Origin of the sequence: Nocardia sp. CA-151230 (assembly GCF_050942175.1) — a bacterium.
In the GTDB taxonomy this organism is placed as follows: Bacteria; Actinomycetota; Actinomycetes; order Mycobacteriales; family Mycobacteriaceae; genus Nocardia.
In genome coordinates, this window is the sequence record NZ_CP192061.1 from 641,787 (window position 1) to 665,604 (window position 23,818).

General features: G+C 69.0%; 20 protein-coding genes. 13 read left to right on the top strand and 7 right to left on the bottom strand.

All coding sequences use genetic code 11. From position 1 onward, the window contains the following. Positions 1–19 precede the first annotated feature (19 nt). Positions 20–457, top strand: coding sequence for a MarR family winged helix-turn-helix transcriptional regulator (locus tag ACQP1O_RS02915; RefSeq protein ID WP_433564373.1), 438 nt, complete (start codon positions 20–22; stop codon positions 455–457). 35 nt (positions 458–492) lie between these two features. Next, positions 493–1,800, top strand: coding sequence for a M18 family aminopeptidase (locus ACQP1O_RS02920; protein ID WP_433564374.1), 1,308 nt, complete (start codon positions 493–495; stop codon positions 1,798–1,800). Here ACQP1O_RS02920 and ACQP1O_RS02925 read toward each other — a convergent pair. Next, positions 1,790–3,046, bottom strand: coding sequence for a glycosyltransferase 87 family protein (locus tag ACQP1O_RS02925; RefSeq protein WP_433564375.1), 1,257 nt, complete (start codon positions 3,044–3,046; stop codon positions 1,790–1,792). The genes ACQP1O_RS02920 and ACQP1O_RS02925 overlap by 11 nt on opposite strands. A 190-nt stretch (positions 3,047–3,236) precedes the next feature. On the opposite strand from ACQP1O_RS02925, the gene purL reads away from it, so the two are divergent. Further along, positions 3,237–5,531 carry a phosphoribosylformylglycinamidine synthase subunit PurL gene (gene purL, locus ACQP1O_RS02930; RefSeq protein ID WP_433564376.1) on the top strand — a complete coding sequence of 765 codons (2,295 nt, stop codon included), beginning with the start codon at positions 3,237–3,239 and terminating at the stop codon, positions 5,529–5,531. A 92-nt stretch (positions 5,532–5,623) separates the two neighbouring features. Here the strand turns inward: purL and ACQP1O_RS02935 are convergent, their stop codons facing one another. Next, positions 5,624–5,911: a YiaA/YiaB family inner membrane protein gene (locus tag ACQP1O_RS02935; protein WP_354831026.1), complete on the bottom strand. Its 288-nt coding sequence runs from the start codon at positions 5,909–5,911 to the stop codon at positions 5,624–5,626. A gap of 151 nt (positions 5,912–6,062) precedes the next feature. Between ACQP1O_RS02935 and ACQP1O_RS02940 the strand changes: the two genes are divergently transcribed. The 3 genes from ACQP1O_RS02940 to ACQP1O_RS02950 are packed head-to-tail and all read left to right on the top strand — an operon-like array spanning position 6,063 to position 8,860. Then, complete coding sequence (locus tag ACQP1O_RS02940; protein ID WP_433564377.1) at positions 6,063–7,817, top strand: alpha/beta hydrolase; 1,755 nt, start codon at positions 6,063–6,065, stop codon at positions 7,815–7,817. A 2-nt stretch (positions 7,818–7,819) separates the two neighbouring features. Then, positions 7,820–8,464, top strand: a complete 645-nt coding sequence (locus ACQP1O_RS02945; RefSeq protein ID WP_433564378.1) for a CPBP family intramembrane glutamic endopeptidase — start codon at positions 7,820–7,822, stop codon at positions 8,462–8,464. Positions 8,465–8,473: 9 nt separating this feature from the next. After that, positions 8,474–8,860 carry a sterol carrier family protein gene (locus ACQP1O_RS02950; protein ID WP_433564379.1) on the top strand — a complete coding sequence of 129 codons (387 nt, stop codon included), beginning with the start codon at positions 8,474–8,476 and terminating at the stop codon, positions 8,858–8,860. Here ACQP1O_RS02950 and ACQP1O_RS02955 read toward each other — a convergent pair. Then, positions 8,857–10,209, bottom strand: a complete 1,353-nt coding sequence (locus ACQP1O_RS02955) for a YhgE/Pip domain-containing protein (protein ID WP_433564380.1) — start codon at positions 10,207–10,209, stop codon at positions 8,857–8,859. The genes ACQP1O_RS02950 and ACQP1O_RS02955 overlap by 4 nt on opposite strands. Positions 10,210–10,322: 113 nt before the next feature. Here ACQP1O_RS02955 and purF point away from each other — a divergent pair, with 113 nt between their 5' ends. From purF to purM, 6 genes are all read left to right on the top strand, one after another. Continuing rightward, positions 10,323–11,888 carry an amidophosphoribosyltransferase gene (gene purF, locus ACQP1O_RS02960; protein ID WP_433564381.1) on the top strand — a complete coding sequence of 522 codons (1,566 nt, stop codon included), beginning with the start codon at positions 10,323–10,325 and terminating at the stop codon, positions 11,886–11,888. Between the two features lie 279 nt (positions 11,889–12,167). Beyond that, positions 12,168–13,754 (top strand): ABC transporter substrate-binding protein, encoded by a 1,587-nt coding sequence (locus tag ACQP1O_RS02965; protein ID WP_433564382.1) that lies wholly within the window; start codon positions 12,168–12,170, stop codon positions 13,752–13,754. 4 nt (positions 13,755–13,758) lie between these two features. Then, positions 13,759–14,883, top strand: a complete 1,125-nt coding sequence (locus tag ACQP1O_RS02970) for an ABC transporter permease (protein WP_433564383.1) — start codon at positions 13,759–13,761, stop codon at positions 14,881–14,883. Continuing rightward, positions 14,883–15,884, top strand: coding sequence for an ABC transporter permease (locus ACQP1O_RS02975; protein WP_433564384.1), 1,002 nt, complete (start codon positions 14,883–14,885; stop codon positions 15,882–15,884). Before ACQP1O_RS02970 ends, ACQP1O_RS02975 begins: the two co-directional genes overlap by 1 nt. After that, positions 15,877–17,613, top strand: a complete 1,737-nt coding sequence (locus ACQP1O_RS02980) for an ABC transporter ATP-binding protein (protein WP_433564385.1) — start codon at positions 15,877–15,879, stop codon at positions 17,611–17,613. The genes ACQP1O_RS02975 and ACQP1O_RS02980 overlap by 8 nt, the downstream gene beginning before the upstream one ends. 234 nt (positions 17,614–17,847) lie before the next feature. Continuing rightward, positions 17,848–18,927 (top strand): phosphoribosylformylglycinamidine cyclo-ligase, encoded by a 1,080-nt coding sequence (gene purM / locus ACQP1O_RS02985; protein ID WP_356998884.1) that lies wholly within the window; start codon positions 17,848–17,850, stop codon positions 18,925–18,927. A gap of 335 nt (positions 18,928–19,262) precedes the next feature. Here the strand turns inward: purM and ACQP1O_RS02990 are convergent, their stop codons facing one another. The 4 genes from ACQP1O_RS02990 to ACQP1O_RS03005 form a co-directional block, all read right to left on the bottom strand. Beyond that, positions 19,263–19,475 carry a DUF3073 domain-containing protein gene (locus ACQP1O_RS02990; protein WP_433564386.1) on the bottom strand — a complete coding sequence of 71 codons (213 nt, stop codon included), beginning with the start codon at positions 19,473–19,475 and terminating at the stop codon, positions 19,263–19,265. Between the two features lie 187 nt (positions 19,476–19,662). Next, positions 19,663–20,625 carry an asparaginase gene (locus tag ACQP1O_RS02995; protein ID WP_433564387.1) on the bottom strand — a complete coding sequence of 321 codons (963 nt, stop codon included), beginning with the start codon at positions 20,623–20,625 and terminating at the stop codon, positions 19,663–19,665. A gap of 121 nt (positions 20,626–20,746) precedes the next feature. After that, entirely contained in the window at positions 20,747–21,421 is a 675-nt protein-coding gene (locus ACQP1O_RS03000; protein ID WP_433564388.1) for an MOSC domain-containing protein, read from the bottom strand. Continuing rightward, the gene (locus ACQP1O_RS03005) at positions 21,418–22,533 is read right to left on the bottom strand and encodes a YgfZ/GcvT domain-containing protein (protein ID WP_433564389.1); all 1,116 of its coding nucleotides are present in this window, start codon (positions 22,531–22,533) and stop codon (positions 21,418–21,420) included. Before ACQP1O_RS03005 ends, ACQP1O_RS03000 begins: the two co-directional genes overlap by 4 nt. A 312-nt stretch (positions 22,534–22,845) precedes the next feature. Here ACQP1O_RS03005 and ACQP1O_RS03010 point away from each other — a divergent pair, with 312 nt between their 5' ends. Next, complete coding sequence (locus ACQP1O_RS03010) at positions 22,846–23,772, top strand: aminodeoxychorismate lyase (protein ID WP_433564390.1); 927 nt, start codon at positions 22,846–22,848, stop codon at positions 23,770–23,772. Positions 23,773–23,818: the final 46 nt, after the last annotated feature.

The window sequence follows — 23,818 nt, forward strand, 5'->3', positions numbered from 1 at the left end:
TTTCTGACGGGCGGGAAATATGGCGACAATTCTAGGTGGATTTTCCACCTTGCATGGAGCCCTCCGAGCGGCCGAGCGGAGTTGGCTTCGTCACCTGGACGCCGCATTGTGTGCCAGGCGGCTCACCGCCGACCAGTGGTGCATGCTGACGAATCTGTCCGCTGACATCGGCATCACCATGAGTGAGCTGGCGTCGCGGGCGCAGCTCCCCCCGTCCTCGGCCACCCGGCACGCCGACCATCTCGCGGAGCGCGGGCTCATCTTCCGGGTCGCGGCGGCCGACGATCGCCGGCGCATTCTGATCGGACTGAGCCGCCGCGGTGAGGATTTGGTCGATGAGGTGCGCTCCGAGGAGGCGCGAGCCGAGGCCGAAATGCGCCGCAGTCTCGGAAGTGACGACTATCTGGAGCTCGTGCGGCTGCTGGGCCGCGTCGCCGAGGCGCCGCTACCGGACTAGCGCGGCGCTGATCATGGTTGCCTAGGATCGAGCCCATGCCAGTTGCCGAGACCACCGCGACCGCCGCAGGCCTGTGCGCATTCATCGATGCCTCCCCGTCGCCGTTCCACGTCTGCCGAACTGTCGCAGCCGAACTCGACGAGCACGGCTTCACCCGGCTGTCCGAATCGGCGACCTGGCCCGCGGGTGGCGCGGGCCGCTACTACGTGGTGCGCGCCGGTTCCCTGGTGGCCTGGGCCGACGGCGACCCGGACGCGGCCACCGGCTCGGGGCAGACCACTCCCTTCCGGGTGGTCGGCGCCCACACCGACAGCCCCAATCTGCGGGTCAAGCAGCATCCGGACACCGCCGTGGCGGGCTGGCAGATGGTCGGGCTGGAGCCCTACGGCGGCGCCTGGCTGAACTCGTGGCTGGACCGCGATCTCGGGATCTCCGGGCGGCTGTCGGTGCGTGACGGAAATACGGTGCGGGAGCAGCTGATTCGCATCGACGAACCGATTCTGCGGGTGCCGCAGCTGGCCATCCACCTCTCCGACGACCGGCGCGGCGTGCAGCTGGATCCGCAACGGCACGTGAACGCGGTGTGGGGGATCGGCGGCGAGCCGCGCTCGTTCCTGGCGTTCGTCGCCGAACGCTCCGGCATCGACCCGGGCGCGGTGCTGGGCTGGGAGCTGATGACCCATGATCTGGTGCCCTCCAGGCTGATCGGGCGCGACCTGGATCTGATCAGCGCCCCCCGGCTGGACAATCAGGGCACCTGCTACGCCGGGCTGCGTGCCTTCCTGGCCGCCATCGCCGAACCCGGCGCGGCGACGCCGGTGCTGGCCATGTTCGACCACGAGGAGGTCGGCAGCCAGTCCGACCGCGGCGCCCAATCCGGGCTGCTGCCCACGGTGCTGGAGCGGATCGTGCTCGCCCGCGGTGGCGGACGCGCGGAATACCTGGCGGCCCTGGCCGATTCGGTGTGCGCCTCCGGCGACATGGCGCACGCGACGCACCCCAACTACCCGGACCGGCACGAGCCCTCGCACCGCATCGAGGTGAACGGCGGGCCGGTGCTCAAGGTCAACCAGAACCTGCGCTACGCCACCGACGCCACCGGCGCGGGCGCCTTCGCCCTGGCCTGCGCGCAGGCGGACGTCCCGTTGCAGCGCTACGTGCACCGGGCGGATCTGCCCTGCGGCTCCACCATCGGGCCGATGACCGCGGCCCGCACCGGCATGTCCACCGTCGACGTCGGCGCGGCCCAGCTGGCCATGCACTCGGCGCGCGAAATGATGGGCGCCGCAGACGTTCCCGCGTACGCCGCTGCTCTCGCGGCGTTCTTGACCCCTACGAGTTGAGAAGCGCGGCCCTTTCCGGGGCCGGGTTCGGGCGGTAGGTGAGTGCCGCCGCGACGAAGATGGCGAAGGTGAAGATGACGTAGCCGTTGCCGACGATCTGCTGCCACCAGTTCCAGGTGAGTTCGCGGTCGTGGTTGTGGGGGAGCAGCCACATCGGCCCGATGGCGAACATGACCATTGCCAAGCCGACCGCGCCGAGGAACCACGGGTTGCGGCGGCCGCGGGCGACGGCATCGGCGGCCACGATCAGCGCGGGCGCGATCCACACCCAGTGGTGCGACCAGGAGACCGGGGAAACCAGCAGCACCGCAGCGGCATTCACCATCAGGGCCGCGACCGTCGCGCCGGCGTCGAGCAGGCGTTTCATCCACAGCGCGGCCAGAGCCACCGCGGCCACCGACAGCACCAGCCAGATCAGCGTCGAGATCGAGGTCGAGTAGCCGAGCCGGAACACGAAGCCCTTGATCGACTGGTTGCCCGCGTACCAGGGTGGGCCGATGCGGCCGGTATCGGACAGGGTGTGGAACCAGTACTGCGGCGAATCCTTCGGGAACAGCACGAATCCCACCGCCACCGCGCCGATGGCGGACAGCACCAGGGTGATCGCGCCCTTCCAGTCCTTGCGCAGCAGGAAGTAGAGGAGATAGCCGCCCGGGGTCAGCTTCACCGACACGGCGATGCCGATCAGCATGCCGCGCGGCCAGAAGGGCTTGCGCACCAGGCAATCCAGCGTCACCGCGGCCATCAGCACCAGGTTGATCTGCCCGAACCCGTAGGTCTCGCGGATCGGCTCCAGCAGTTGCAGCAACCCGACCGCGCCGATGACGACGGCCAGCCGGGTCTGCCACGCCAGGCTCGGCCGGATCCGGTCCAGCACCACCCACAGCGTCGCGCCCAGCGAGGCGATGGAGACCGCGAGCACCGCCCACTCCGCGACGGCCAGCGGCATGATGGCCAGCGGCGCGAAGAACAGCGCGGCCAGCGGGGGATAGGTGAACGGCAATCCGATCCCGTACACCGCCGGCATCGGCCCGTACAGATCCTTGCCGTCGAGCCAGGCCCGCGCGCCGTTCCGATACACCTGCAGGTCGATGAACCCGTGCCACAGGGTCGCGAAACTGATCGCCGCGGATATCACGAACAGCGCGACCGCGATCGCCAGCAGTTGCCCCTGCCGCCGTGTCAGCCCTCCAGGCGTGGTCACGGGCTTCTCGGTCGGATCCGCGACCCCGGATCGATCGTTCACCCGGACAGAGTAGCGGGCAGCGGTCGCGACTTCGGTTCTCGGCTCGTGCCGGGGTGTGCTCCCGAACACAGCGCCAGGCGGCGCAAGAGTGGGATTTCCCGGCAATTAGACTCGGCCTGTATCTCGCCGACATCCAGCAACGCCGGCTTTCGCTTCCGCCCTGCCCGGCCGAAAGGACTCTGGTATTCCCGTGACCAGCCACGTCGATACCGTCAGCAACGCCGCGGCCACCTCGGACCACCCGCAGCCCTACAAGGAACTCGGCCTCAAGGACGACGAGTATGCCCGGATCATTGAGATCCTGGGCCGGCGTCCCACCGACGCCGAGCTCGCCATGTACTCGGTGATGTGGTCGGAGCACTGCTCCTACAAGTCCTCCAAGGTGCACCTGCGCTACTTCGGTGAAACCACCACCGAGGAGATGAAGAAGTCGATGCTCGCGGGCATCGGCGAGAACGCCGGTGTGGTGGACATCGGCGGTGGCTGGGCGGTCACCTTCAAGGTCGAGTCGCACAACCACCCCTCCTATGTGGAGCCCTACCAGGGCGCGGCCACCGGCGTCGGCGGCATCGTGCGCGACATCATGGCCATGGGCGCCCGCCCGATCGCGGTGATGGACCAGCTGCGCTTCGGTGCGGCCGATCACCCGGACACCCGGCGCGTGGTCGACGGCGTGGTGCGCGGCGTCGGCGGTTACGGCAACTCGCTGGGCCTGCCGAATGTGGGCGGCGAGACCGTGTTCGACTCGTCCTACCAGGGCAATCCGCTGGTGAACGCGCTGTGCGCGGGCGTCATGCGGGTCGAGGACCTGCACCTGGCCTTCGCCTCCGGCCAGGGCAACAAGATCATCCTGTTCGGCGCGCGGACCGGCCTCGACGGCATCGGCGGCGTGTCCGTGCTGGCCTCGGACACCTTCTCCGGCGACGAATCCGGTTCCGGCCGTAAGAAGCTCCCGAGCGTCCAGGTCGGCGACCCGTTCGCCGAGAAGGTCCTCATCGAGTGCTGTCTCGAGCTGTACCACGCCGGACTGGTGGTCGGCATCCAGGACCTCGGCGGTGCCGGACTGTCCTGCGCCACCTCGGAACTCGCGGCGGCCGGCGACGGCGGCATGCACATCGAACTGGACCAGGTGCCGCTGCGCGCCGCCAATATGACTCCCGCCGAGATCCTTTCGAGCGAGTCGCAGGAGCGCATGTGCGCGGTCGTCACCCCCGAGAACGTGGACGCCTTCATGGAGGTCTGCAAGAAGTGGGACGTCACCGCAACCGTCATCGGTGAGGTCACCGACGGCGAGCGCCTGATCATCACCTGGCACGGCGAGACCGTGGTGGACGTGCCGCCGCGCACCGTCGCCCACCAGGGCCCGGTCTACGAGCGCCCGGTCGAGCGTCCCGCGGATCAGGATGCGCTGAACGCGGATTCGGCCGCGCGCCTGAACCGGCCCGAGACCGGCGACGAGTTGCGTGACACCCTGTTGAAGATGCTGGCCAGCCCGCAGCTGTGCTCGCGCAAGTGGATCACCGAGCAGTACGACCGCTACGTGCGCGGCAACACCGTGCTCGCCGAGCACGCCGACGCCGGTGTCATCCGCATCGACGAGGAGACCGGCCGCGGCATCGCGCTGGCCACCGACGCCTCGGGCCGCTACACCAAGCTGGATCCGTACACCGGCGCGCAGCTGGCGCTGGCCGAGGCCTTCCGCAATGTCGCCGTCACCGGCGCCACCCCGAAGGCCGTCACCAACTGCCTCAACTTCGGCTCCCCGGAGGACCCGGGTGTCATGTGGCAGTTCCAGCAGGCCGTGCGCGGCCTCGCGGACGGCTGTGCGGCCCTGGGCATTCCGGTCACCGGCGGCAATGTGTCCTTCTACAACCAGACCGGCCAGACCGCCATCCTGCCGACCCCGGTGGTGGGCGTGCTCGGCGTCATCGACGACGTGCACCGCCGCATCCCGACCGGCCTGGGCACCGAGCCGGGCGAGACCCTCATTCTGCTCGGCGAGACCCGCGACGAGCTGGACGGCTCCATCTGGGCGCAGGTCGAGCACGACCACCTCGGCGGTCTGCCGCCCCAGGTCGACCTGGCCCGCGAGCAGCTGATCTCCGAGATCCTGGTCTCGGGCTCCCGCGACGGCATGGTCTCCGCCGCCCACGACGTCTCGGAGGGCGGCCTGATCCAGACCGTCGTGGAGGCCGCCCTGGCCGGCGAAACCGCCTGCCGCATCATCATTCCCGAGGGCGCCGACCCGTTCGTCACCCTCTTCTCCGAGTCCGCGGGCCGCGTCCTGGTGGCCGTGCCGCGCTCGGAGGAGACCCGCTTCACCAAGATGTGCGACGCCCGCGGCCTGCCGTGGGCCCGCATCGGCGTGGTCGACGACGGGTCGGACTCGGTGGAGGTCCAGGGCCAGTTCAGTGTGAAGCTCGACGACCTGCGCGCCGCCCACGAGGGCACCCTCCCCGCGCTGTTCGGCACCTCCGACCACTGAGCCGACTCGGCCCCGGGGCCGTGGATATTCCGAGAGCCCGCCGGTTCCCCTGGATCCGGCGGGCTCTCGTCATTCCTGCTGTGCGGGACAGTTCAATTGATCTTGAACGGGTCGTGCTCGGCCATCAGCTTCTCCATCCGGGCCTCGTCGATGCGGTGATGCACCTTCGAGGATTCGTGTTGATCGCGAATCACTTTCGCGAGGGTGAAACTGCTGCTCACCAGGAACAGCATTGCCATCAGCAGGAATCCGCGCTGCCAGATGTCCAGCGGGAGGTAGACGATGCCGATGATCAAGGCGCAGAAGCTGATTCCGAAGGCGATCGTGGCCTGAGCCAGAAACGCCGTGGTGCTCTTGGTGTGTGCGCTCGGAGTGCTCATGGTTCGTGAGTCTGGCGGCCCCGCCGCCGAATCGACCGAGTACATCTACTCGAGTGCACCGAGTAGAGGCCGCGGGCGACACGCCGGTGGGATGGTCCCTCTCACATCCCGGGGTCCACGGATTCCGGCCGGTTGCGTCCATACTTGACGGGTGCTGGACTCCGCCGACGCCCTGAACCGGCTGCGCACACGTGGCGCGATGGTGTATCGGCGTGGCACGGTGGTCGCGCGAAAGGTCGAGGACGTCATCGACCTCAACCACACCGGGCTGGTGGTGGCGACCATCTTCTTCGCGTGGTCGGTGACGCCGTCGCTGGTGCCACGCGACTGGCTGTTCCAGGGTTTGATCTCCGGCCTCAATGCCGCCATCGGTTACGGCGTGGGCTGTGTGCTGCAGTGGTTGTTCCGCAAGTGGATTCGGCCGCGCATCAAGATCGCGACTCCGACCGAGTGGGCGCGCTACGTGATCAAGGTCGCCGTGGTTGTCGTCTGCATTCTGGTCGCGGCCTACATGCTGGTGCTGTCCGCCGACTGGCAGCGCGAGATCACCACCCTCATGGGCATGGAGGGCACCACCCGGGCCGCGTATCTGCGTACCGGCGGGCTGAGTTTCGCGGTCGGCGCGCTGGTGGTGGCGGTCTACCGCACGCTGCGCGAGATCGTGCGGTTCCTGGCTCGGCTCCTCAGCCGCTGGGTGCGGGTGCCGCCCGCGCTCGCACCAGCCACCGGCGCGCTGCTGCTCACCGTGCTCATCGTCACGCTGTTCAACGGCGTCGCCACCCGCGCCTTCTTCGCGGTCGCCAACTCGGCGTTCAGCGTCCGCAACGACAAGGTGACCGAATACGCGGTGCAGCCGGCCGAACCCGAGCGTTCGGGCAGTCCGGCCTCGCTGGCCAGGTGGGAGACGCTGGGGTCGGAGGGCCGCTGGTTCGTCTCGCACGGACCCGACCCCATGCTGATCAGCGCCGTCACGGGAAAGCCCGCGCGCGAACCGATCCGGGTGTACGTCGGGTTGCAGTCGGCGAGCAAGGACACCACCGAGGAGGACCTGGCGGTCGCCGAACTCGAGCGCACCGGGGCCTTCGACCGCAAGGTGCTGGTACTGGCCACCACCACCGGCACCGGCTGGGTGAACGGGCAGGCCGCGGCCGCCATCGAATACATGTGGGGCGGCGACACCGCCATCGTGGCCTCGCAGTACTCGTATCTGCCGAGCGTGCTGTCATTCCTGGCGGACCGGCAGAAGGTCGCGATCAACGGGCGGAAGATGTTCGACGCGGTGTACCAGCGCTGGTCGCAGCGACCGCCCGAACATCGGCCCAAGCTGCTGGTGTACGGGGAGAGCCTCGGCTCGCAGGGCTCCGAGTCCGCCTTCGACGGCCTGGCCGACCTGCGCTCCAAGGTGGACGGCGCGCTGTGGGTGGGCCCGCCCAACTCGAATCGCCTGTGGCAGCAGTTCGTTCAGCGCCGCGATCCGGGCACCCGCGAGGTGGATCCCATCTACGCCGACGGCCTGGTGGTCCGATTCGCCGCCACCGCCGCCGATCTGGGCAGACCCTCGGCGGACTGGCGCAAGCCGCGCATCGCCTACCTCCAGCACCCCTCCGACCCCATCGTCTGGTGGTCCTCGGATCTCATCTTCTCCCAACCGGATTGGCTGTCGGAGCCGCGCGGCGCGGATGTCTCGTCCCAGATGCGCTGGTGGCCTCTCGTCACCTTCTGGCAGGTTGTCGCCGACCTTACCAATGCCCAGGGCGTGAGCGACGGTCACGGCCACAACTACGGCTCCCTGGTGCTGGACGGCTGGGCCGCCATCGCCGCCCCACCCGACTGGGATCAGGACCTCGGCGAACGCATCCGCACCCAGATCGAACTCGCGGAGGCGTACGAGCGGGCGGTGAAATAGCCGTGCTCGCCACGGCCCGCGCCCTGCTACGCCCGAAACCCCTTGCCGCGGTGGCGCTCCCGCTGCTGTGGAGCAACCGTGCACTGCCCGCGCTCGACCTCGACATTCGCGGCCGCACTGTCGCCAACACCGCCTTCGCCGCCGCGTACGCCCTCGTCTTCCGGGGCGAGCCGAACTGGCCGTCCCCGCGCGGCCTGCGCGCCGGCGGTCTCGCGGCCGGGCTGGTCCTGTCCGGATACGGGGCGGCCCTGGCCATGCCCGCGACCCGCCGCCACCTCGCCGAACTCGCCGACCGCGGCCCGGGGGTCTCCACCGTCGAATGGACCGCCCTGCACATTCCCGGCGGCACCGTCCTCACCGAGGAGCTCGTCTACCGGGCCACCCTCACGCCGCTGCTGGAGCGGGCCGCCGGGTGTCCGGGAATCGCCCTCGGCGCGTTGACCTTCGGCCTCTCCCACATCCAACCCGCCCGCGCTGCAGCCGATCCCGTCCCCGCCACCGTCGTTCTCACCACCGCCGCCGGTCTGGTCTTCGATCGACTCCGCCGCCGCACCGGCAGTGCCGCCGCCCCGGCCCTGCTGCACCTCGCGCTCAATGCCGGAGGAGCCCTCGCCCCGGTAGCCGCCCGGCGACTCGGGCGACGGTAGCCTCGCGGCATGGCGCGACGAGGTGCGGTGGATCCGGCGGAGGTGCGGGCGGCGGTAGCGGTGGTGGGGGAGTGGCTGCGCGATGAATCCGCCGCGTCCCCGGCCCGAGCCGAGCTCGCGGCGGCGGTGCGGGGGACGGCGCGGGCGCTGGCGGCGGATGCGCCGGGGCATTCGGTCGAGGTGCGGGTGCCGCCGTTCGTGGCCGTGCAGTGCATCGAAGGGCCGCGGCACACCCGGGGGACGCCGCCGAATGTGGTCGAAACCGACGCGCGCACTTGGCTTCTGCTGGCCACGGGGCTGCTGGGGTTCGAGGCCGCGCGCGAGTCCGGGGCGCTGTCCGCCTCCGGTAATCGGGCGGCCGAGGTCGAGCGGTGGCTGCCGGTGACCGGCGTCTAGGCGTCCGTGGATGTGGCGTGCTTGCCGCCGCCGGCGGTCTCCACGGGCCTGCGCTCCAAGCCCTTCCGGTCGTAGACGCGGGTGATGAACAGGCCGCCGACGACGCCGATGGTCAGGCCGAGCACCGCCATCCAGACGCCGCGGGTGAGCCCGGCCTGGCCGTTGCCGTAGAAGTACAGGATCGAGCGGGTGCCCAGGAAGACCTGGTGCATGGGCTCGAACTTGGCCAGCCAGCCGAAGTATTTGGGTGTCGCCTCGATCGGAATGGTGCCGCCGGAGGAGGGCAGGCCCAGGATGATGAAGATGATCAGGTTGATGATGAGGCCCGCGGTGCCGACCGCGGCCAGCATCGAGGTGCAGGTGAAGCCGACCGCGACGATCACCAGGGTGCCGTAGATGAACAGCAGCAGCGGTCTGTCGATCGGCATGCCGAGCGCGGCCGCGATACCCATCAGCGCACCCGAAACCGCCAGCGCCATCACCACCACCGCCGACCATTTGATGAGCAGCGTCTTCACCCGCGAGATCGATGCGCGTGGATAGTGCACGTACCACGGCCCCCACTCGGTCGGCAGGAACCCGAGGGCCGAATCGATGAGCTGATGGATGATCATCGCCCCGACCATGCCGACCAGCAGGAGCAGCAGGCTGTAGAAGAACGCGGTCAGGCCTTCGCCGGAACCGCCGGGCAGCGGCCGGAATTGGTCGACGACGATATTCAGGGGCTGCGCCAGCACCAGCCGGGTGGCGGCGGTGAGTTCCGTCGGGGGTGCGCCAGGGGCCGGTGTCAGCTGCGCCTTCACCTGGTCGGTCAGCTGCTGCCCGACCTGAGCGTTCACCTGGGTGAGAGCTCGCTCACCGAATTTCTGCACCACGGCGGTGGCGAACGCGCCGGTGCGCGGATTGGTCTGCAGCGTGATGATCGGCTTGGTGATGTCGCCGGGCACCACGCTGCCGACGCCCAGAATGCCGAGACGCTTGGAGAAGTCGGACGGAATGATGATCGTGCCGTACACCCGAGCGGACTGCATCTGCAGCTGCGCCTCGTTGATGCCGAGTACCCGCAGATCGATCTGGTCCGACGGCACCGCCTTCTGCAAACCGTCGGAGACCTGATCGCCGAAGTTGACGTGCTTGCCGCCGATATCGTCGCCGGCATCCTGATTCACCAGAGCGATCGGAAAGTCGTGCAGATTCTTCTCCGGATCGACCACGTAATCGAGGTACATGACGCCCAGCAGCGAGGCGAGCAGGGTGACCACCACAATGGGAAACACCCACCTGAACGGGCTCAGATGCCTGGGTCGTGGAGCGGTTTCCGTACCGCCGGTGCTTTCGGTGCTCGCCACGGTCGAACGCTAACAGCAAACCGCCTGCCATTCCGGTTATCCCAACGGTGGGTTGCCTTGCGGTTACCCGTAGAATGGCGAACGCCCCCAGCCCGCCGAACAGGGAGCAAACGGTGACTCTCCCCTCCGCCGCCACCACCTCCGACCAGGACGAGAACGAACCGCGCGAAGAGTGCGGTGTGTTCGGTGTCTGGGCACCGGGCGAAGATGTGGCAAAGCTCACGTATTACGGACTTTACGCATTGCAGCACCGCGGTCAGGAGGCGGCGGGCATCGCCGTCGCCGACGGCTCGCAGGTGCTGGTTTTCAAGGATCTCGGCCTGGTCAGCCAGGTCTTCGACGAACAGACCCTGGCCGCCATGCCCGGCCACGTGGCCGTCGGCCACTGTCGTTACTCCACCACGGGTTCCACCACCTGGGAGAACGCGCAGCCCATCTTCCGCACCACCGCAGTCGGTACCGGAATCGCGCTGGGCCACAATGGAAATCTGGTCAACACCGCCGAATTGAGTACGCGGGCACGGGAACTCGGACTGGTCACCGGCCGGCTGGCGGGTACCGTGGCCGCCACCTCCGACTCCGATGTGATGACCGCGCTGCTGGCGCACGCGGCCGCCGACAAGAGCATCGAGCAGGCCGCCATGGAGTTGCTGCCGACGCTGCAGGGCGCCTTCTGCCTCACCTTCATGGACGAGCACACCCTCTACGCCGCCCGCGACCCGCACGGGGTGCGCCCGCTGTGCCTGGGCCGGCTGGACCGTGGCTGGGTCGTTGCCAGTGAGACCGCCGCCCTCGACATCGTCGGCGCGTCCTTCGTGCGCGAGATCGAGCCGGGCGAGCTGCTCGCCATCGACGCCGACGGCGTGCGCTCGCTGCGCTTCGCCAATCCGACGCCCAAGGGCTGCGTCTTCGAATTCGTGTACCTGGCCCGGCCCGACTCCACCATCTCCGGCCGTTCGGTGCACGCCACCCGCGTGGAGATCGGCCGCCGCCTGGCCGCCGAGCACCCCATCGAGGCCGACCTGGTCATCCCGGTGCCGGAGTCCGGCACCCCGGCCGCCGTCGGCTACGCGCAGGGCTCCGGTGTGCCCTACGGCCAGGGCCTGATGAAGAACGCCTACGTCGGCCGCACCTTCATCCAGCCCAGCCAGACCATCCGCCAGCTCGGCATCCGGTTGAAGCTCAATCCACTACGCGAGGTGATCCGCGGTAAGCGGCTCATCGTGGTGGACGACTCCATCGTGCGCGGCAATACCCAGCGGGCCCTGATCCGCATGCTCCGCGAGGCGGGCGCGTTGGAGATCCACGTGCGCATCGCCTCGCCGCCGGTCAAGTGGCCCTGCTTCTACGGCATCGACTTCGCCTCGCGCGCGGAGCTGATCGCCAACGGCGCGGGCCCCGAGGGCATCGAGGGCGAGAGCCTCGACGACATGGTGGAGGGCGTGCGCCGCTCCATCGGCGCGGACAGCCTCGGCTACATCTCGCTCGAGGGCATGGTCGCCGCCACCGAGCAGCCGCGCTCGCGGCTGTGCTGCGCCTGCTTCGACGGCGATTACCCGATCGCGCTGCCGGCAGAGAACGCCATCGGCAAGAACGTGCTCGAGGGCATGCTGTCCGGTGCGACCGAGACCGAGCTGCTGGCGGGCAATGTCAATGCCTCGGCGCTGAGTCGCCCATAAGCCCGAGCCCGGAGTCGTCCGTAAGCACAAGCATTCACGGTGCCCGTTCGCGTAATCGCGAACGGGCACCGTGCTTTTCCCGCTCCGAACAGGGAAATTCGGTGGCGCAGTTGCGACATGGGCGTCTCGGGGGCGGATGGCCCGATTTGTGTACCGATTGTTCCGAAACGCAACACGCCGGTTATAACCGGTCGATACTGTGCCCAGCCAAAGGATGTCCACCGCGGCGCGGCGGGACCGTGACCCGGCCGCTGCGCTGCGCTTCGAGAGCAGGGCAGTATGCGCGCGAGAAGAGTTGCGGCAGTAGGTTTTGCGGGACTAGCGGTGCTGGCGGTCGCCGGCTGCGGTTCGGGAAAGACATCGGACAGTGGTGGGGGAGCGGGAATCCTGGTCGGCACCACCGACAAGGTCACCTCACTGGATCCGGCCCGGGCCTACGACAACGGCTCACTGCTGGCGGAAACCCAGGTCTACCAGTTCCTGATGAACTTCCCGGCGGGCGAGGCGGTGCCGAAGCCCGACGCCGCCGACAAGTGCGAGTTCACCTCGCCGACCGTCTACACCTGCACGCTCAAACCCGGATTGAAATTCGCCAACGGTGATCCCCTCACCGCCCAGAGCGTGAAGTTCTCCTTCGACCGCATGGTGAAGATCGACGACCCGCAGGGCCCGAAGGCGCTGCTGGACAACCTCGATCACACCGATGCGCCCGACGACAAGACGGTCGCCTTCACCCTCAAGAAGGGCAACGACCAGACCTTCCCGGCCATCCTGCCCACCCAGGCGGCGGCCATCGTGGACGAGAAGGTCTTCCCGGCCGACAAGGTGCTCGCCGACGAGGACATCGTGAAGGCCAAGCCGTTCTCCGGGCCGTACACCATCACCAGCTACGACAAGAACAAGCTGGTCGAATACAGGTCCAATCCGGACTACAACGGGCTGTTCGGCAAACCCAAGACCGACGCGGTCACGGTGAAGTACTACGCCGAGGCCGCCAACCTGAAACTCGATGTGCAGCAGGGCAATATCGACGTCGCCTGGCACACCCTCACCCCGACCGACCTGGACTCGCTGAAGACCAGTGACAAGGTGACCGTGCACCAGTCGCCCGGCGGCGACACCCGCTACATCGTGTTCAACCTCAACACCCAGCCCGGCGGCAATCCCGCCCAGAAGCTGGCCGTGCGCAAGGCGGTCGCCGTCTCCGTCGACCGTGAGGCGCTGGCCACCAGCGTGTTCAAGGGCACCTGGGCCCCGCTGTATTCGCCCGTGCCCAAGGGTGTTCCGGGCGGCACCGAGGCTCTGAAGGACATCTACGGCGCGCTGCCGAACAAGGACGCGGCCGCCAAGTTCCTCGCCGACGCGGGCGTGGCCACGCCGATCGAACTGAACCTGCAGTACACCACCGAGCACTACGGGACCGTCAGCTCCGAGGAGTATGCCGCCGTCAAAAGTCAGCTCGAGGCCACCGGGCTGTTCAAGGTGAACCTGCAGTCCACCGAATGGGTCGCCTACCAGAAGGCCCGCTCCACCGACGGCTACCCGGTATTCCAGTTCGGCTGGTTCCCGGACTACCCGGACGCCGACGACTACCTGCGCCCCTTCTTCACCGAGGACAACTTCCTGCGCAACCACTTCGGCGATCCGAAGATCACCGCGGAGCTGAACGCCGAACTGACCGAACCGGATCCGGCCAAGCGGACCGCCGCGCTCGCCACCGTGCAGCACGACCTGATGGCCGACTTCCTGCCCATCGTGCCGCTGCTCACCGGCAACCAGATCGCGGTGGCGGGCAAGAACATCCAGGGTGTGGACAACACCCTGGACCCGTCCTCCAAGTTCCGCTTCGGCGTACTGAGCAAGTAGTCGGATGGTGACGACCACCGAACCCGAGGGCGGGCCGGCGATCCCGGCCCGCCCTGCGGGTACACGAACGCACCGCAGGTTCTTCCCGGCCCGCCGCGGCGACACCCGCTACGGCGCCCTGACGCGGTACCTCGGGGTGCGAGCCCTGCTCATCATCCCCACCACCTGGATCCTGGTGACCCTGGTCTTCTTCCTGATGCGGGTGATCGGAGATCCCATCACCGCCGCGCAGGGCGGGCGCCTCACCCCCGAGGAGTTGCAGCGGCGCAAGGAGGCCGCCGGACTCACCCGGCCCATCCTCACCCAGTACCGGGACTACCTGTCCGGCCTGCTGCGCGGGGATTTCGGCCGCTCCCAGGACAATCGGGCCATCAGCGACGTCATCGTCACCTACGGCGCGGCCACGCTGGAACTGGTGTTCTGGGCGCTCCTCGTGGCCTTCGCGGTCGGTGTTCCGCTGGGCAGATACGCCGCCACCAAACGGGATTCGGCCGCCGACGTGAGCCTGCGGTTGTTCGCGATCCTGGTGTACGCGGCCCCGGTGTTCTTCGTGGGCCTGCTGCTCAAGTTGATCTTCGCGGTCAAGCTGGGCTGGCTGCCCGTGGCCGGGCGGGCCAGTACGACCGTGGAGCTGCAACTGCAGCACGTGTCGCCCAAGACCAACATCATGATTGTCGACGCGATCCTCTACGGCGACACCGGGAACATCGTCGACGTGCTGAAACACGCTGTGCTGCCGGCGATCGCGCTCGGCCTGCTCACCGCGGGCGTATTCCTGCGACTGGTGCGGATCAACCTGATCCAGACCCTGCGCTCGGGCTATGTGGAGGCAGCCCGGGCCCGCGGCCTGTCCGACCGCGTCGTCACCGGACGGCACGCCTTCCGCAATGCCCTCATCCCGGTGGTCACCGTCATGGGCATGCAGATCGCCATGATGCTCGGCGGCGCGGTGCTCACCGAAACCACCTTCGAATGGAAGGGATTGGGCTACCAGCTCGCCACCTACCTGCAGGCGCGCGACTTCGTGGCGGTGCAGGGCATCGTCGCGTTCATCGCCATCGTGGTGGCCGTCATGAGCTTCGTGGTGGACCTGATCGTGGCGCTGATCGACCCGAGGGTGAGGTTCTGATGACCGTCATCGAAACCGGCGTACGGGCGCCGGTCCCCCCGACCCGCTCTCGGCTGCGGATCCCCGGAACGGCCCTGGTGCGCATGACCTCCGGGCTGCAGCGGGCCACGCTGCTGCTCGGGCTCGCCCTGGTCGCGGGGTTCATCCTGGTGGCCGTCTTCGCGCCGCTGCTGGCGCCCTACGGATTCGCGCAGAACGCCTCCGGCGGCGTCGATTTCGCGCGGCAGCAGGCGCCGTCGGCCGCGCACTGGTTCGGCACCTCGGTGCGCGGGGAGGACGTGCTCTCCCGCGTCATCTTCGGGGCGCGCACCGCGCTTTCGGTGATCGCGGTGTCGCTGGTGCTGTCGCTCATCGTGGGCGTGCCGCTGGGCCTGGTGTCCGGCTACCTCGGGCGCTGGGTGGACCGTGTGCTGGTGCTGTTCATGGACGCCATGTACGCGTTCCCGTCGCTGCTGCTGGCCATCGTGGTGTCGATCGTGGTGTCCGGCGGGCAGTCCAGCAGCTTCGGCGGCATCGTGTCGGCGGCCATCGCCATCACCGTCATCTTCGTGCCGCAGTACTTCCGGGTGGTGCGCAACGCCACCATCTCGGTGAAACAGGAACCGTACGTGGACGCCGCGCGCGTCACCGGTGCGTCCACGCTGCGAATCCTGTTCCGGCACATCCTCGCCAATGTCACCCAGTCGCTGCCGGTGCTCATCACCCTCAATGGCGCGGAGGCCATCCTCACGCTGGCCGGGCTGGGCTTCCTCGGCTTCGGCATCGAACCCACCCAGGCCGCCGAATGGGGCTACGACCTCAACAAGGCGCTGGCCGACGTCTCCAACGGCATCTGGTGGACCGGCGTGTTCCCCGGCGCCGCCATCGTGATCGTGGTGCTCGGCATGACCCTGGTCGGCGAGAGCCTCAACGAGGTGCTCAACCCGCTGCTGCGCACCCGGCGCGCCGCCACCGCGGCCGCCACCGAGACCGAGCCCGCGCAGGAGGCGGCCGATGCCTGAACCCGTCCTGTCCTTCGACTCCCTCACCGTCACCTTCGCCACCGACGCCGGGGCCGTCACCGCCGTGAAAAACGTGTCCTACCAGGTGTATCCGGGCGAGGTGCTGGCCGTGGTCGGCGAATCCGGCTCCGGCAAATCGGTCAGCTCGCGCACCGCCATGGGACTGCTGCCGCCCACCGCCGGCGTCCGCGGGCACGTCCTGCTGGGCGCGAAAGCGATCACCCGGATGAGCGAGAAGGAACTCACCGCGGTACGCGGCGGAGCCGTCTCGATGATCTTCCAGGAGCCCGGCGCGGCCCTGGACCCGCTGTTCACCGTCGGCTTCCAGATCGGCGAGGCGCTGCGGGCACACTCCGGCATGAAGCGGAAACCGGCCCGCGCCAAGGCGATCGAACTGCTGCGCGCCGTCGGGCTGCCCGACCCCGAGGCGCGGGTGGACTACTATCCGCACCAGCTCTCCGGCGGCCAGAAACAGCGTGTGGTGATCGCCATCGCCATCGCCTGCGAACCCCGGGTGATCATCGCCGACGAACCCACCACCGCCCTCGACGTCACCGTACAGGCCGAAATCCTGGAACTACTCCGGGATCTGCGCGACCGCATCGGCGCGGCCATCGTGCTCATCACCCACAATATGGGCGTCGTGGCCGACCTCGCCGACCGCGTCGTGGTGATGCGGGAGGGACGCATCGTCGAAGAGGCCCCGGTGGAAAAGCTCTTCGCCGAACCCGAGCACGAATACACCCGTGCCCTCTTGGCCGCGGTGCCGAAACTGCATGTGCTGCCGGATAACTGGGAAGCCGCGGAGTATCCCGGTGACAGCGCACCGATCGCTGGGGCCGAGGCCCGAGCAGACTCCGCACCCGTGGCCGGGGCGGCACTGGCGAGAACGATCGTCCGCGAACCCATCCCGTCCGATGCCGCCACCGTGCTGGAGGTCTCCGGCCTCGTGGTGGAGTTCCCGGCCCCGCTCGGCCGCCCGTCCTTCCGGGCCGTGAACGAGGTCGGCCTCACCCTGCGCCGCGGCGAAACGCTCGGCCTGGTCGGCGAATCCGGCTCCGGCAAGTCCACCATCGGCCGCTGCGTGGCCGGTCTGCAGCAGCCTACCGCGGGCAGCGTCCGGGTGCTCGGCACCGATATCGCCGGCCTCTCCGAACGCCGGCTGCGGCCCATCCGCCGCCGCTTCGGCTTCGTATTCCAGGACCCGGCCACCTCCCTCAACCCGCGCCTCACCATCGGCGACTGCGTGGCCGAACCGCTGCTGGTGCACAAACAGGCCAAGGGCGCGGCCGCCCGCGACCGCGTCCGCCGCCTCCTCGACGACGTGCAACTCCCGGCCGGGGTGGAAAAGCGCTACCCGCACGAACTTTCCGGAGGCCAGCGTCAGCGGGTCAGCCTGGCCCGGGCACTGGTGCTCAATCCCGACCTGCTGGTCGCCGACGAACCCACCAGCGCCCTGGACGTCTCGGTGCAGGCCCGGGTGCTCGAGCTGTTCGCCGGCCTGCAGCGCGAATTCGGCTGGGCCTGCCTGTTCATCAGCCACGACCTCGCCGTCGTGGATCAGCTGGCCGATCGGATCGTGGTGCTGCGCAACGGGACCGTCATCGAACAGGGCAGCAACGACGACATCCTGCGCAACCCGCGCGAGGAGTACACCCAGCGCCTGGTCGCCGCCGTCCCCGTCCCCGACCCGGTGGAGCAACGGCGTCGGCATCGTTACGAAACGTGACAACAGATCTCTTGGCGCTATGGGTAACTCACCGGGTACGTCCACAATAGATTTGGCACCCAACCGCCGGCACGGGTACTGAGTCAGACGACTCTGTGCCGTCCGCTGAATTCCCGGGGGCGAGCCCACTGAATTCTCGGGGAGGCGGGCGAGCCCGCTGAGTTCTCGGGGAGGCGGGTGAGCTAGCGTGAGCAGGCATCATTCCATCGATTCGGCTTGGAGCTCTCTCCGACAATGACTGAACAGATCCCCAGCGGTGCCGGTGCCTCGTACGCGGCGGCCGGCGTCGACATCGAAGCCGGTGACCGTGCAGTCGAGCTGTTCGCTCCCCTGGCCAAGAAGGCCAGCCGCCCCGAAGTGCAGGGCGGACTCGGCGGCTTCGCAGGACTGTTCGCACTGAAGGGCGGCTACAAGGAGCCCCTGCTCGCCGCCTCCACCGACGGCGTCGGCACCAAGATCGCGGTCGCCCAGGCCCTCGACAAGCACGACACCGTCGGCCTCGACCTGGTCGCCATGGTCGTCGACGATCTGGTGGTCTGCGGCGCCGAACCGCTGTTCCTGCAGGACTACATCGCCGTCGGCAAGGTGGTTCCGGAACGTGTCGCGCAGATCGTCTCCGGCATCGCCGAGGGCTGTGTCATCGCCGGCTGCGCCCTGCTGGGCGGCGAGACCGCCGAGCACCCGGGTCTGATGGGCGTCGACGACTACGACCTGTCGGCCACCGGCGTCGGCGTGGTCGAGGCCGACGCCGTGCTCGGCCCGGACCGCGTCCGCCCCGGCGACGTGGTGATCGGCATGGGCGCCTCCGGCCTGCACTCCAACGGCTACTCGCTGGCCCGCAAGGTGCTGCTCGACATCGACCGCATGTCCCTCACCGGGCACGTGGAGGAATTCGGCCGCACCCTCGGCGAGGAACTGCTCGAGCCGACCAAGATCTACGCCAAGGACTGCCTGGCCCTGATCGCCGAGACCGACGTCCGCACCTTCTGCCACGTGACGGGTGGCGGCCTGGCCGCCAACCTGGCCCGCGTGCTCCCCGCCGGCCTGGTCGCCGAGCTGGATCGCGGCACCTGGAACCCGGCCCCGGTCTTCAAGATGATCGCCCAGCGCGGCCGCGTCGAGCGCGCCGAGATGGAGAAGACCTTCAACATGGGCGTCGGCATGGTCGCCGTCGTCGCCCCCGAGGACGCCGACCGCGCTCTCGCCGTCCTCACCGCCCGTCACATCGACTGCTGGACCCTCGGCACGGTGAAGAAGGCCAAGGACGCCGACGCCGCCCGCGCCGTCCTGGTGGGAGACCACCCGCGCTTCTGAGCCCTCCGGCGCCTTCAGCGCACAGCCTGGGAGCCGCAGCAGGTTTCGCATGCGTGCCGGCGGTCGGGTGGCCGAACCATTTCGGCCGGACCCGACGAGTTACCCGTGCCGCAGCGAAATCAGTTGCCCCGAATACAGACGAAGGCCCCGCACTGTCGAGTGCGGGGCCTTCGTGCTGAGAGCGGCAGGATATACAGAACAACGTCCCATCCAGCGTGGATGGGACGTCAGTGCTGCCCAGCGAACCTTCAGCGTCGGCCGAAGCTCGGCGTAAAACGACGTGCTAAAGGGGGAAGCCCATCGGCCTCCCCCTGCAGTACGTCGAAATATCCGAGTCAGCGACGCCAGTCGTCGTAGCTGTCTTCTTCTTCCCAGCTCGACCGCGATTCGCTCGCGTCATGCTCTTCGGAAAGCACACCACTCCGCTGTGTGTCGGAGGGACTCCCCGACAGCTCGCGCTGAAGGCTCGTGAAGTCGGTAGACGGCGAGCTGTACTTGAGCTCCCGTGCAACCTTGGTCTGCTTTGCCTTAGCCCGGCCACGGCCCATGGCTGACCCCCTCGCGTCACTGCGGGGCGGCCTGGGGTGGGTTTGGCGGCCCCGTTCGAATTAATACTCTTCCTGACGAACACTTTAGCGTGTGTCCGGCGGTCGCGCTTCCAGGAGTGGGGGATAAACGTCCCGGGGCCGGGCCGGGCGATCTCCGGGCCGGTGCGAAAAGGTTGCCGACCGGGGGCTACAGCACCCCGGGAATCGCTCGGACGATGCCCACCCGGGTTCCGCCGCCGAGCACCGCGGGGGCCGCCAGCTCAGCGTGCTCGTCGGTCCACGGCACCCCCATACGCTGGAGAATGGCCAGCGTCAGGGGAAGTCGCGCGCGATCGGCGCCGTCGTCGATCTTGTAGGCGAAGGCCGAACCGTCGGGCAGCGCGCCGGCGTGCACCCCGTCCGCGCCGATCTTGCACACCAGGCCGGGGGTCGCGGTCATCACCCGGAAATCGGGACCGTCCGTGCCGGAAATCACTCGCGGATGCGTGCGGATCGCATCCGCGAGACGGCGTTCCGGGCTGCCCTCGGGCGCAGTGGCGAAGGTCGCGTAGGCGCGGGCCAGATTCACCAGCGACACCGGCACGATCGGCAGGCCGCAGCCGTCGATGCCCAGATCGGTCTCCGGTTCACCGGTCAGCTCGGCGACCGTCTCCAGCACGGCCCGCTGCAGCGGGTGCCCGACCTCGAGATAGCCGCGGGTGGGCCAGTCGTTGATCCGGCAGGTCGCGAGCATGGCGGCGTGCTTGCCGGAGCAGTTCATATAGACGCGGCGGGACGCCTTCGCGCGGTCGCGCCCGGCCAGCGCCTGAGCGCGAGCATGCTCCTCGAACGGCAGATCGGGCGGGCACTCGAGATCGTCCTCGGTGAAGCCGAAGCGCTCCAGCAAACGCTGCACCAGCTCCACATGGTCGGCCTCGCCGAAGTGCGAGGCGGTGGCGATGGCCAGCTCGGCGGCGTCCACCGGCTCGAAACCGTTGCGCAGCAGGGTGAGTGCCTGCATCGGCTTGTTGGTGGAGCGCGGGAAGATCGGGCCGTGCACCGCGCCCACCGCGACCAGCGGCTCGCCGTCCGGGCGCAGCACCACCGCCGAGCCGCGGTGCACGCACTCCCGGAACCCGGACCGCACCACCTCGACCAGATCGACGCTCATGGCTGTGCCCCTTTCACACGTGAGCGGAGCGCTACGTGGTTACGCGCCGCAAGCGCTGGGTGGTGGAGCGGCTCCTCCGCGCTCGACCGCTCACCCGCAGGGCTCCCCTCGGAAGTCGGTGTCATCGGGCGGCCGCCCCGGCGGCGTGACGGCGGCGGTGGCGATCGATCTGCATGCGGACGTCGTCGGAGATGGTGGGTTCGGCCTCGGCCAGCAGCTCCAGGCGGGCCGGGTCGGCGCCGGTGAACAGATCGCGGACGGTGATCCGGTGCTCGGGCACGTACACCACCTGCACCTCGTCGCCCGCGCCGATCGTGCCCTCGGTCAGCACGCGCAGATAGGCACCCGTATTCGCCTGTGCGGTGAAGCGTTTCACCCACTGCGGCTCGCCGGAGTGCCACTGGAAGGTGGCGCACGGGACGCGCGGGGCGGACACCTCGAGCAGGGTGTCGCCGATGGCCCAGCGTTCGCCGATGACCGCGTCGCTCACGGGCAGGCCGGTCAGGCGCAGGTTCTCACCGAACCAGCCCGCGTCGAGGTCCCGGCCGAGCTCGGTGGCCCAGCGCCGCGCGTCCTGCTCCGCATAGGCGTAGACGGCCTGGTCCACGCCGCCGTGATGTTTGGTGTCGCACACATGGTCGCCGTCCAGCCCCAGCGCCCGGACCGGAACCCGGTGCGGCACCGGGCGTTTGTCGATGGCGGTGCGGCCCACCTTGGAGGACCGGGCAGGCACCTCCAGTTCGGCGTGCACGACGCAGACGGCCAGCACCCGGCCGGCCGGAACGACGGCGTTCACCGGCCGCGCAGCTTCTCGACGGCGAGCCGGCCGGCCTGCGGCTCGTCGTGGGCCGGCATCGAATCCGGGTCGATGGCCGCCGCGCACGGGCCCGCCACCAGGGCGGTGTCGGCCGGGATGGTGCGTTTGATCAGGGCGAGGGCGATCGGGCCGAGTTCGTAGTGGTCGACCACGGTGCCCAGGACGCCGACGGCCCGGCCGCCCGCGGTCACCGGGTCGCCGGTCTCGGGGCGGGAATCCGCGGAACCGTCCAGGTGCAGCAGTACCAGGTGCCGGGGCGGCTTGCCGAGGTTGTGCACCCGGGCCACCGTCTCCTGGCCGCGGTAGCAGCCCTTGTTCAGATGCACCGCACCGTGTTCGGCGGGGCCGCCGATCCAGTTCACCTCGTGCGGGATGGTGCGGTCGTCGGTGTCGACGCCCAGGCGCGGGCGCAGCGCGGCCACCCGCAGCGCCTCGAACGCCCACAGGCCCGCGGCCGTCGCACCCGCGTCGCGCAGCCGGGTCCACCAGGCGGCCAGCTGGTCGCGCGGGACGATCAGGTCGAAGGAGTCGGCGGTGGGCCAGGGCATGCGGCGCAGGAAACCGCCGCCGGGCAGGGGGACCGCTCGATAGGTGCCGGGAAGGGCTGGGACGCCGAGGGTTTCGGTGAGCTCGGCCACACCCGGGCCCAGCAGGCTCAGCACCGCATGGTCGTTCGCCTCGACGGGTTTCGCGTCGGCCCAGAACACCATCTTCTGAAGGAAGCTCAGTAGCTCGGGGCCGCGCGCGCCCTCGGTGTCGATCCACACCGTGCCGTCCAGGTCGGTGAGCACGAAGTGGTTGAGCACCCGGCCGTTCAGATCCAGGTCCAGATTCTCGGCGGATTCCCCGTCGCCCAGATCGGCGACCGCCTGACTGGAGATGGTGTGCAGCCAGCTCAGCCGTTCCTTGCCGGTGATCGACAGTACGAATCGGTGGGAGCGATCGACCACCGCGACCCCCTGTACCGCCGCGCGCTGCTCGCCGAAGGGATCGCCGTAATGCCACGCGACCGCGGCATCCGGTGACTCCGGCAGCCCCGCGACAGCCCCTGGAACCTGCAGAATCGGACTGGGTGCAACCGATGAGGACACACACCTACACTAACCCGCCTCTCCGCGCCTTCAGCGCACAGCTCGGGAGCCGTTGCCGGTTGGGCACGCGTGCCGGCAGCCGAACCGAGTTTGGACGTACCCGGCGAGTTACCCGGGTCGGTGCGAGATCAGTCGTCGCGTTGGGAGACGGGACCGGGTGGCGTGATCAGGTCATGGGTGGGTTTGTCGTGCCCGGAACAATGTCGCCAATGGGCCGCGGGCAGAGGTTTACCGCGTGGTGACAGGCGTGTCGACGGGCTGGGTGACGCGGTATAGCCGCCGGGGTCCGCCATCTGTCATAGGGTCGAGTTCATGGTGGAACGGGTCTTGGTGACACTCGACGGCGCGATCCGGGATCCGGACGCGCCGTTGTTGTATGCGGACGACATCGGGGTGCTGCGGGGGGACGGCATCTTCGAGACGGTGCTGGTGCGCGGGGGCGTGCCCTGTGCGCTGGAGTTGCATCTGGCCCGGCTACGCCGCTCGGCGGCGGCGCTCGAGCTGCCCGTGCCGGATCTGGAGGCGTGGCGGTTCGCGGTGGAGCTGGCCGCCGAGCAGTGGGGGAGCGAGCGTGAGGGGACGCTGCGCATGGTGCTCACCCGGGGGCGTGACAGCGATCACGGAGCCGGTGGCGAACGAATGGCGAACAAGGGTGGGGACCTGGCCGGCGCCGAACCGGCAACCACCGGTTACGTTTTCGTGGTGCCGGTCCCGGACCGCGTGGAAAAGGCGCGCACCGAAGGTGTTTCGGTGATCACGCTCTCGAAGGGCATCTCCATCGACCTGGCGCAGAACGCGCCGTGGCTGCTGCTGGGCGCGAAGAGCCTGTCCTACGCCACCAATATGTCCGCGTTGCGGTTCGCCCAGCGGATGGGCGCCGACGACGTCATCTTCACCAGCACCGAGCATCGGGTGCTGGAGGGTCCGCGCTCGACCGTCGTCGTGCAGCGCGACAACAAGCTCATCACCCCGCCCGCGCGCAATGGCGTGCTGCCCGGCACCACCCAGCGCGCATTGTTCGCGCAGGCGGAGAAGGCGGGCTGGGAGTGCCTGTACGAGCCGCTGTTCACCGCCGACCTGATCACCGCCGACGCGGTCTGGATGCTGTCCTCGATCACCCTGGCCGCGCGGGTCAAGTCCCTGGATGGACTGCGCATGTCGGCGCCGGAGAACGCGGACGAGATCGTCGAGATGGTGAATCGCGGCATCGCGCTGCCCGGGAGCCTCGCCGACTGGTGATCGGCCCGGGTTTCCCTGACGGTCACCAGGTTCCGGCGGCGACCGG

Coding starts and splice junctions, on each gene's coding strand:
- purM (WP_356998884.1), top strand. CDS start 17,848: ATGACTGAACAGATCCCCAGCGGTGCCGGTGCCTCGTACGCGGCGGCC.
- ACQP1O_RS02995 (WP_433564387.1), bottom strand. CDS start 20,625: ATGAGCGTCGATCTGGTCGAGGTGGTGCGGTCCGGGTTCCGGGAGTGC.
- ACQP1O_RS02915 (WP_433564373.1), top strand. CDS start 20: ATGGCGACAATTCTAGGTGGATTTTCCACCTTGCATGGAGCCCTCCGA.
- ACQP1O_RS02975 (WP_433564384.1), top strand. CDS start 14,883: ATGACCGTCATCGAAACCGGCGTACGGGCGCCGGTCCCCCCGACCCGC.
- ACQP1O_RS02965 (WP_433564382.1), top strand. CDS start 12,168: ATGCGCGCGAGAAGAGTTGCGGCAGTAGGTTTTGCGGGACTAGCGGTG.
- ACQP1O_RS02920 (WP_433564374.1), top strand. CDS start 493: ATGCCAGTTGCCGAGACCACCGCGACCGCCGCAGGCCTGTGCGCATTC.
- ACQP1O_RS02970 (WP_433564383.1), top strand. CDS start 13,759: ATGGTGACGACCACCGAACCCGAGGGCGGGCCGGCGATCCCGGCCCGC.
- ACQP1O_RS02990 (WP_433564386.1), bottom strand. CDS start 19,475: ATGGGCCGTGGCCGGGCTAAGGCAAAGCAGACCAAGGTTGCACGGGAG.
- ACQP1O_RS02980 (WP_433564385.1), top strand. CDS start 15,877: ATGCCTGAACCCGTCCTGTCCTTCGACTCCCTCACCGTCACCTTCGCC.
- ACQP1O_RS02950 (WP_433564379.1), top strand. CDS start 8,474: ATGGCGCGACGAGGTGCGGTGGATCCGGCGGAGGTGCGGGCGGCGGTA.
- ACQP1O_RS02935 (WP_354831026.1), bottom strand. CDS start 5,911: ATGAGCACTCCGAGCGCACACACCAAGAGCACCACGGCGTTTCTGGCT.
- ACQP1O_RS03010 (WP_433564390.1), top strand. CDS start 22,846: ATGGTGGAACGGGTCTTGGTGACACTCGACGGCGCGATCCGGGATCCG.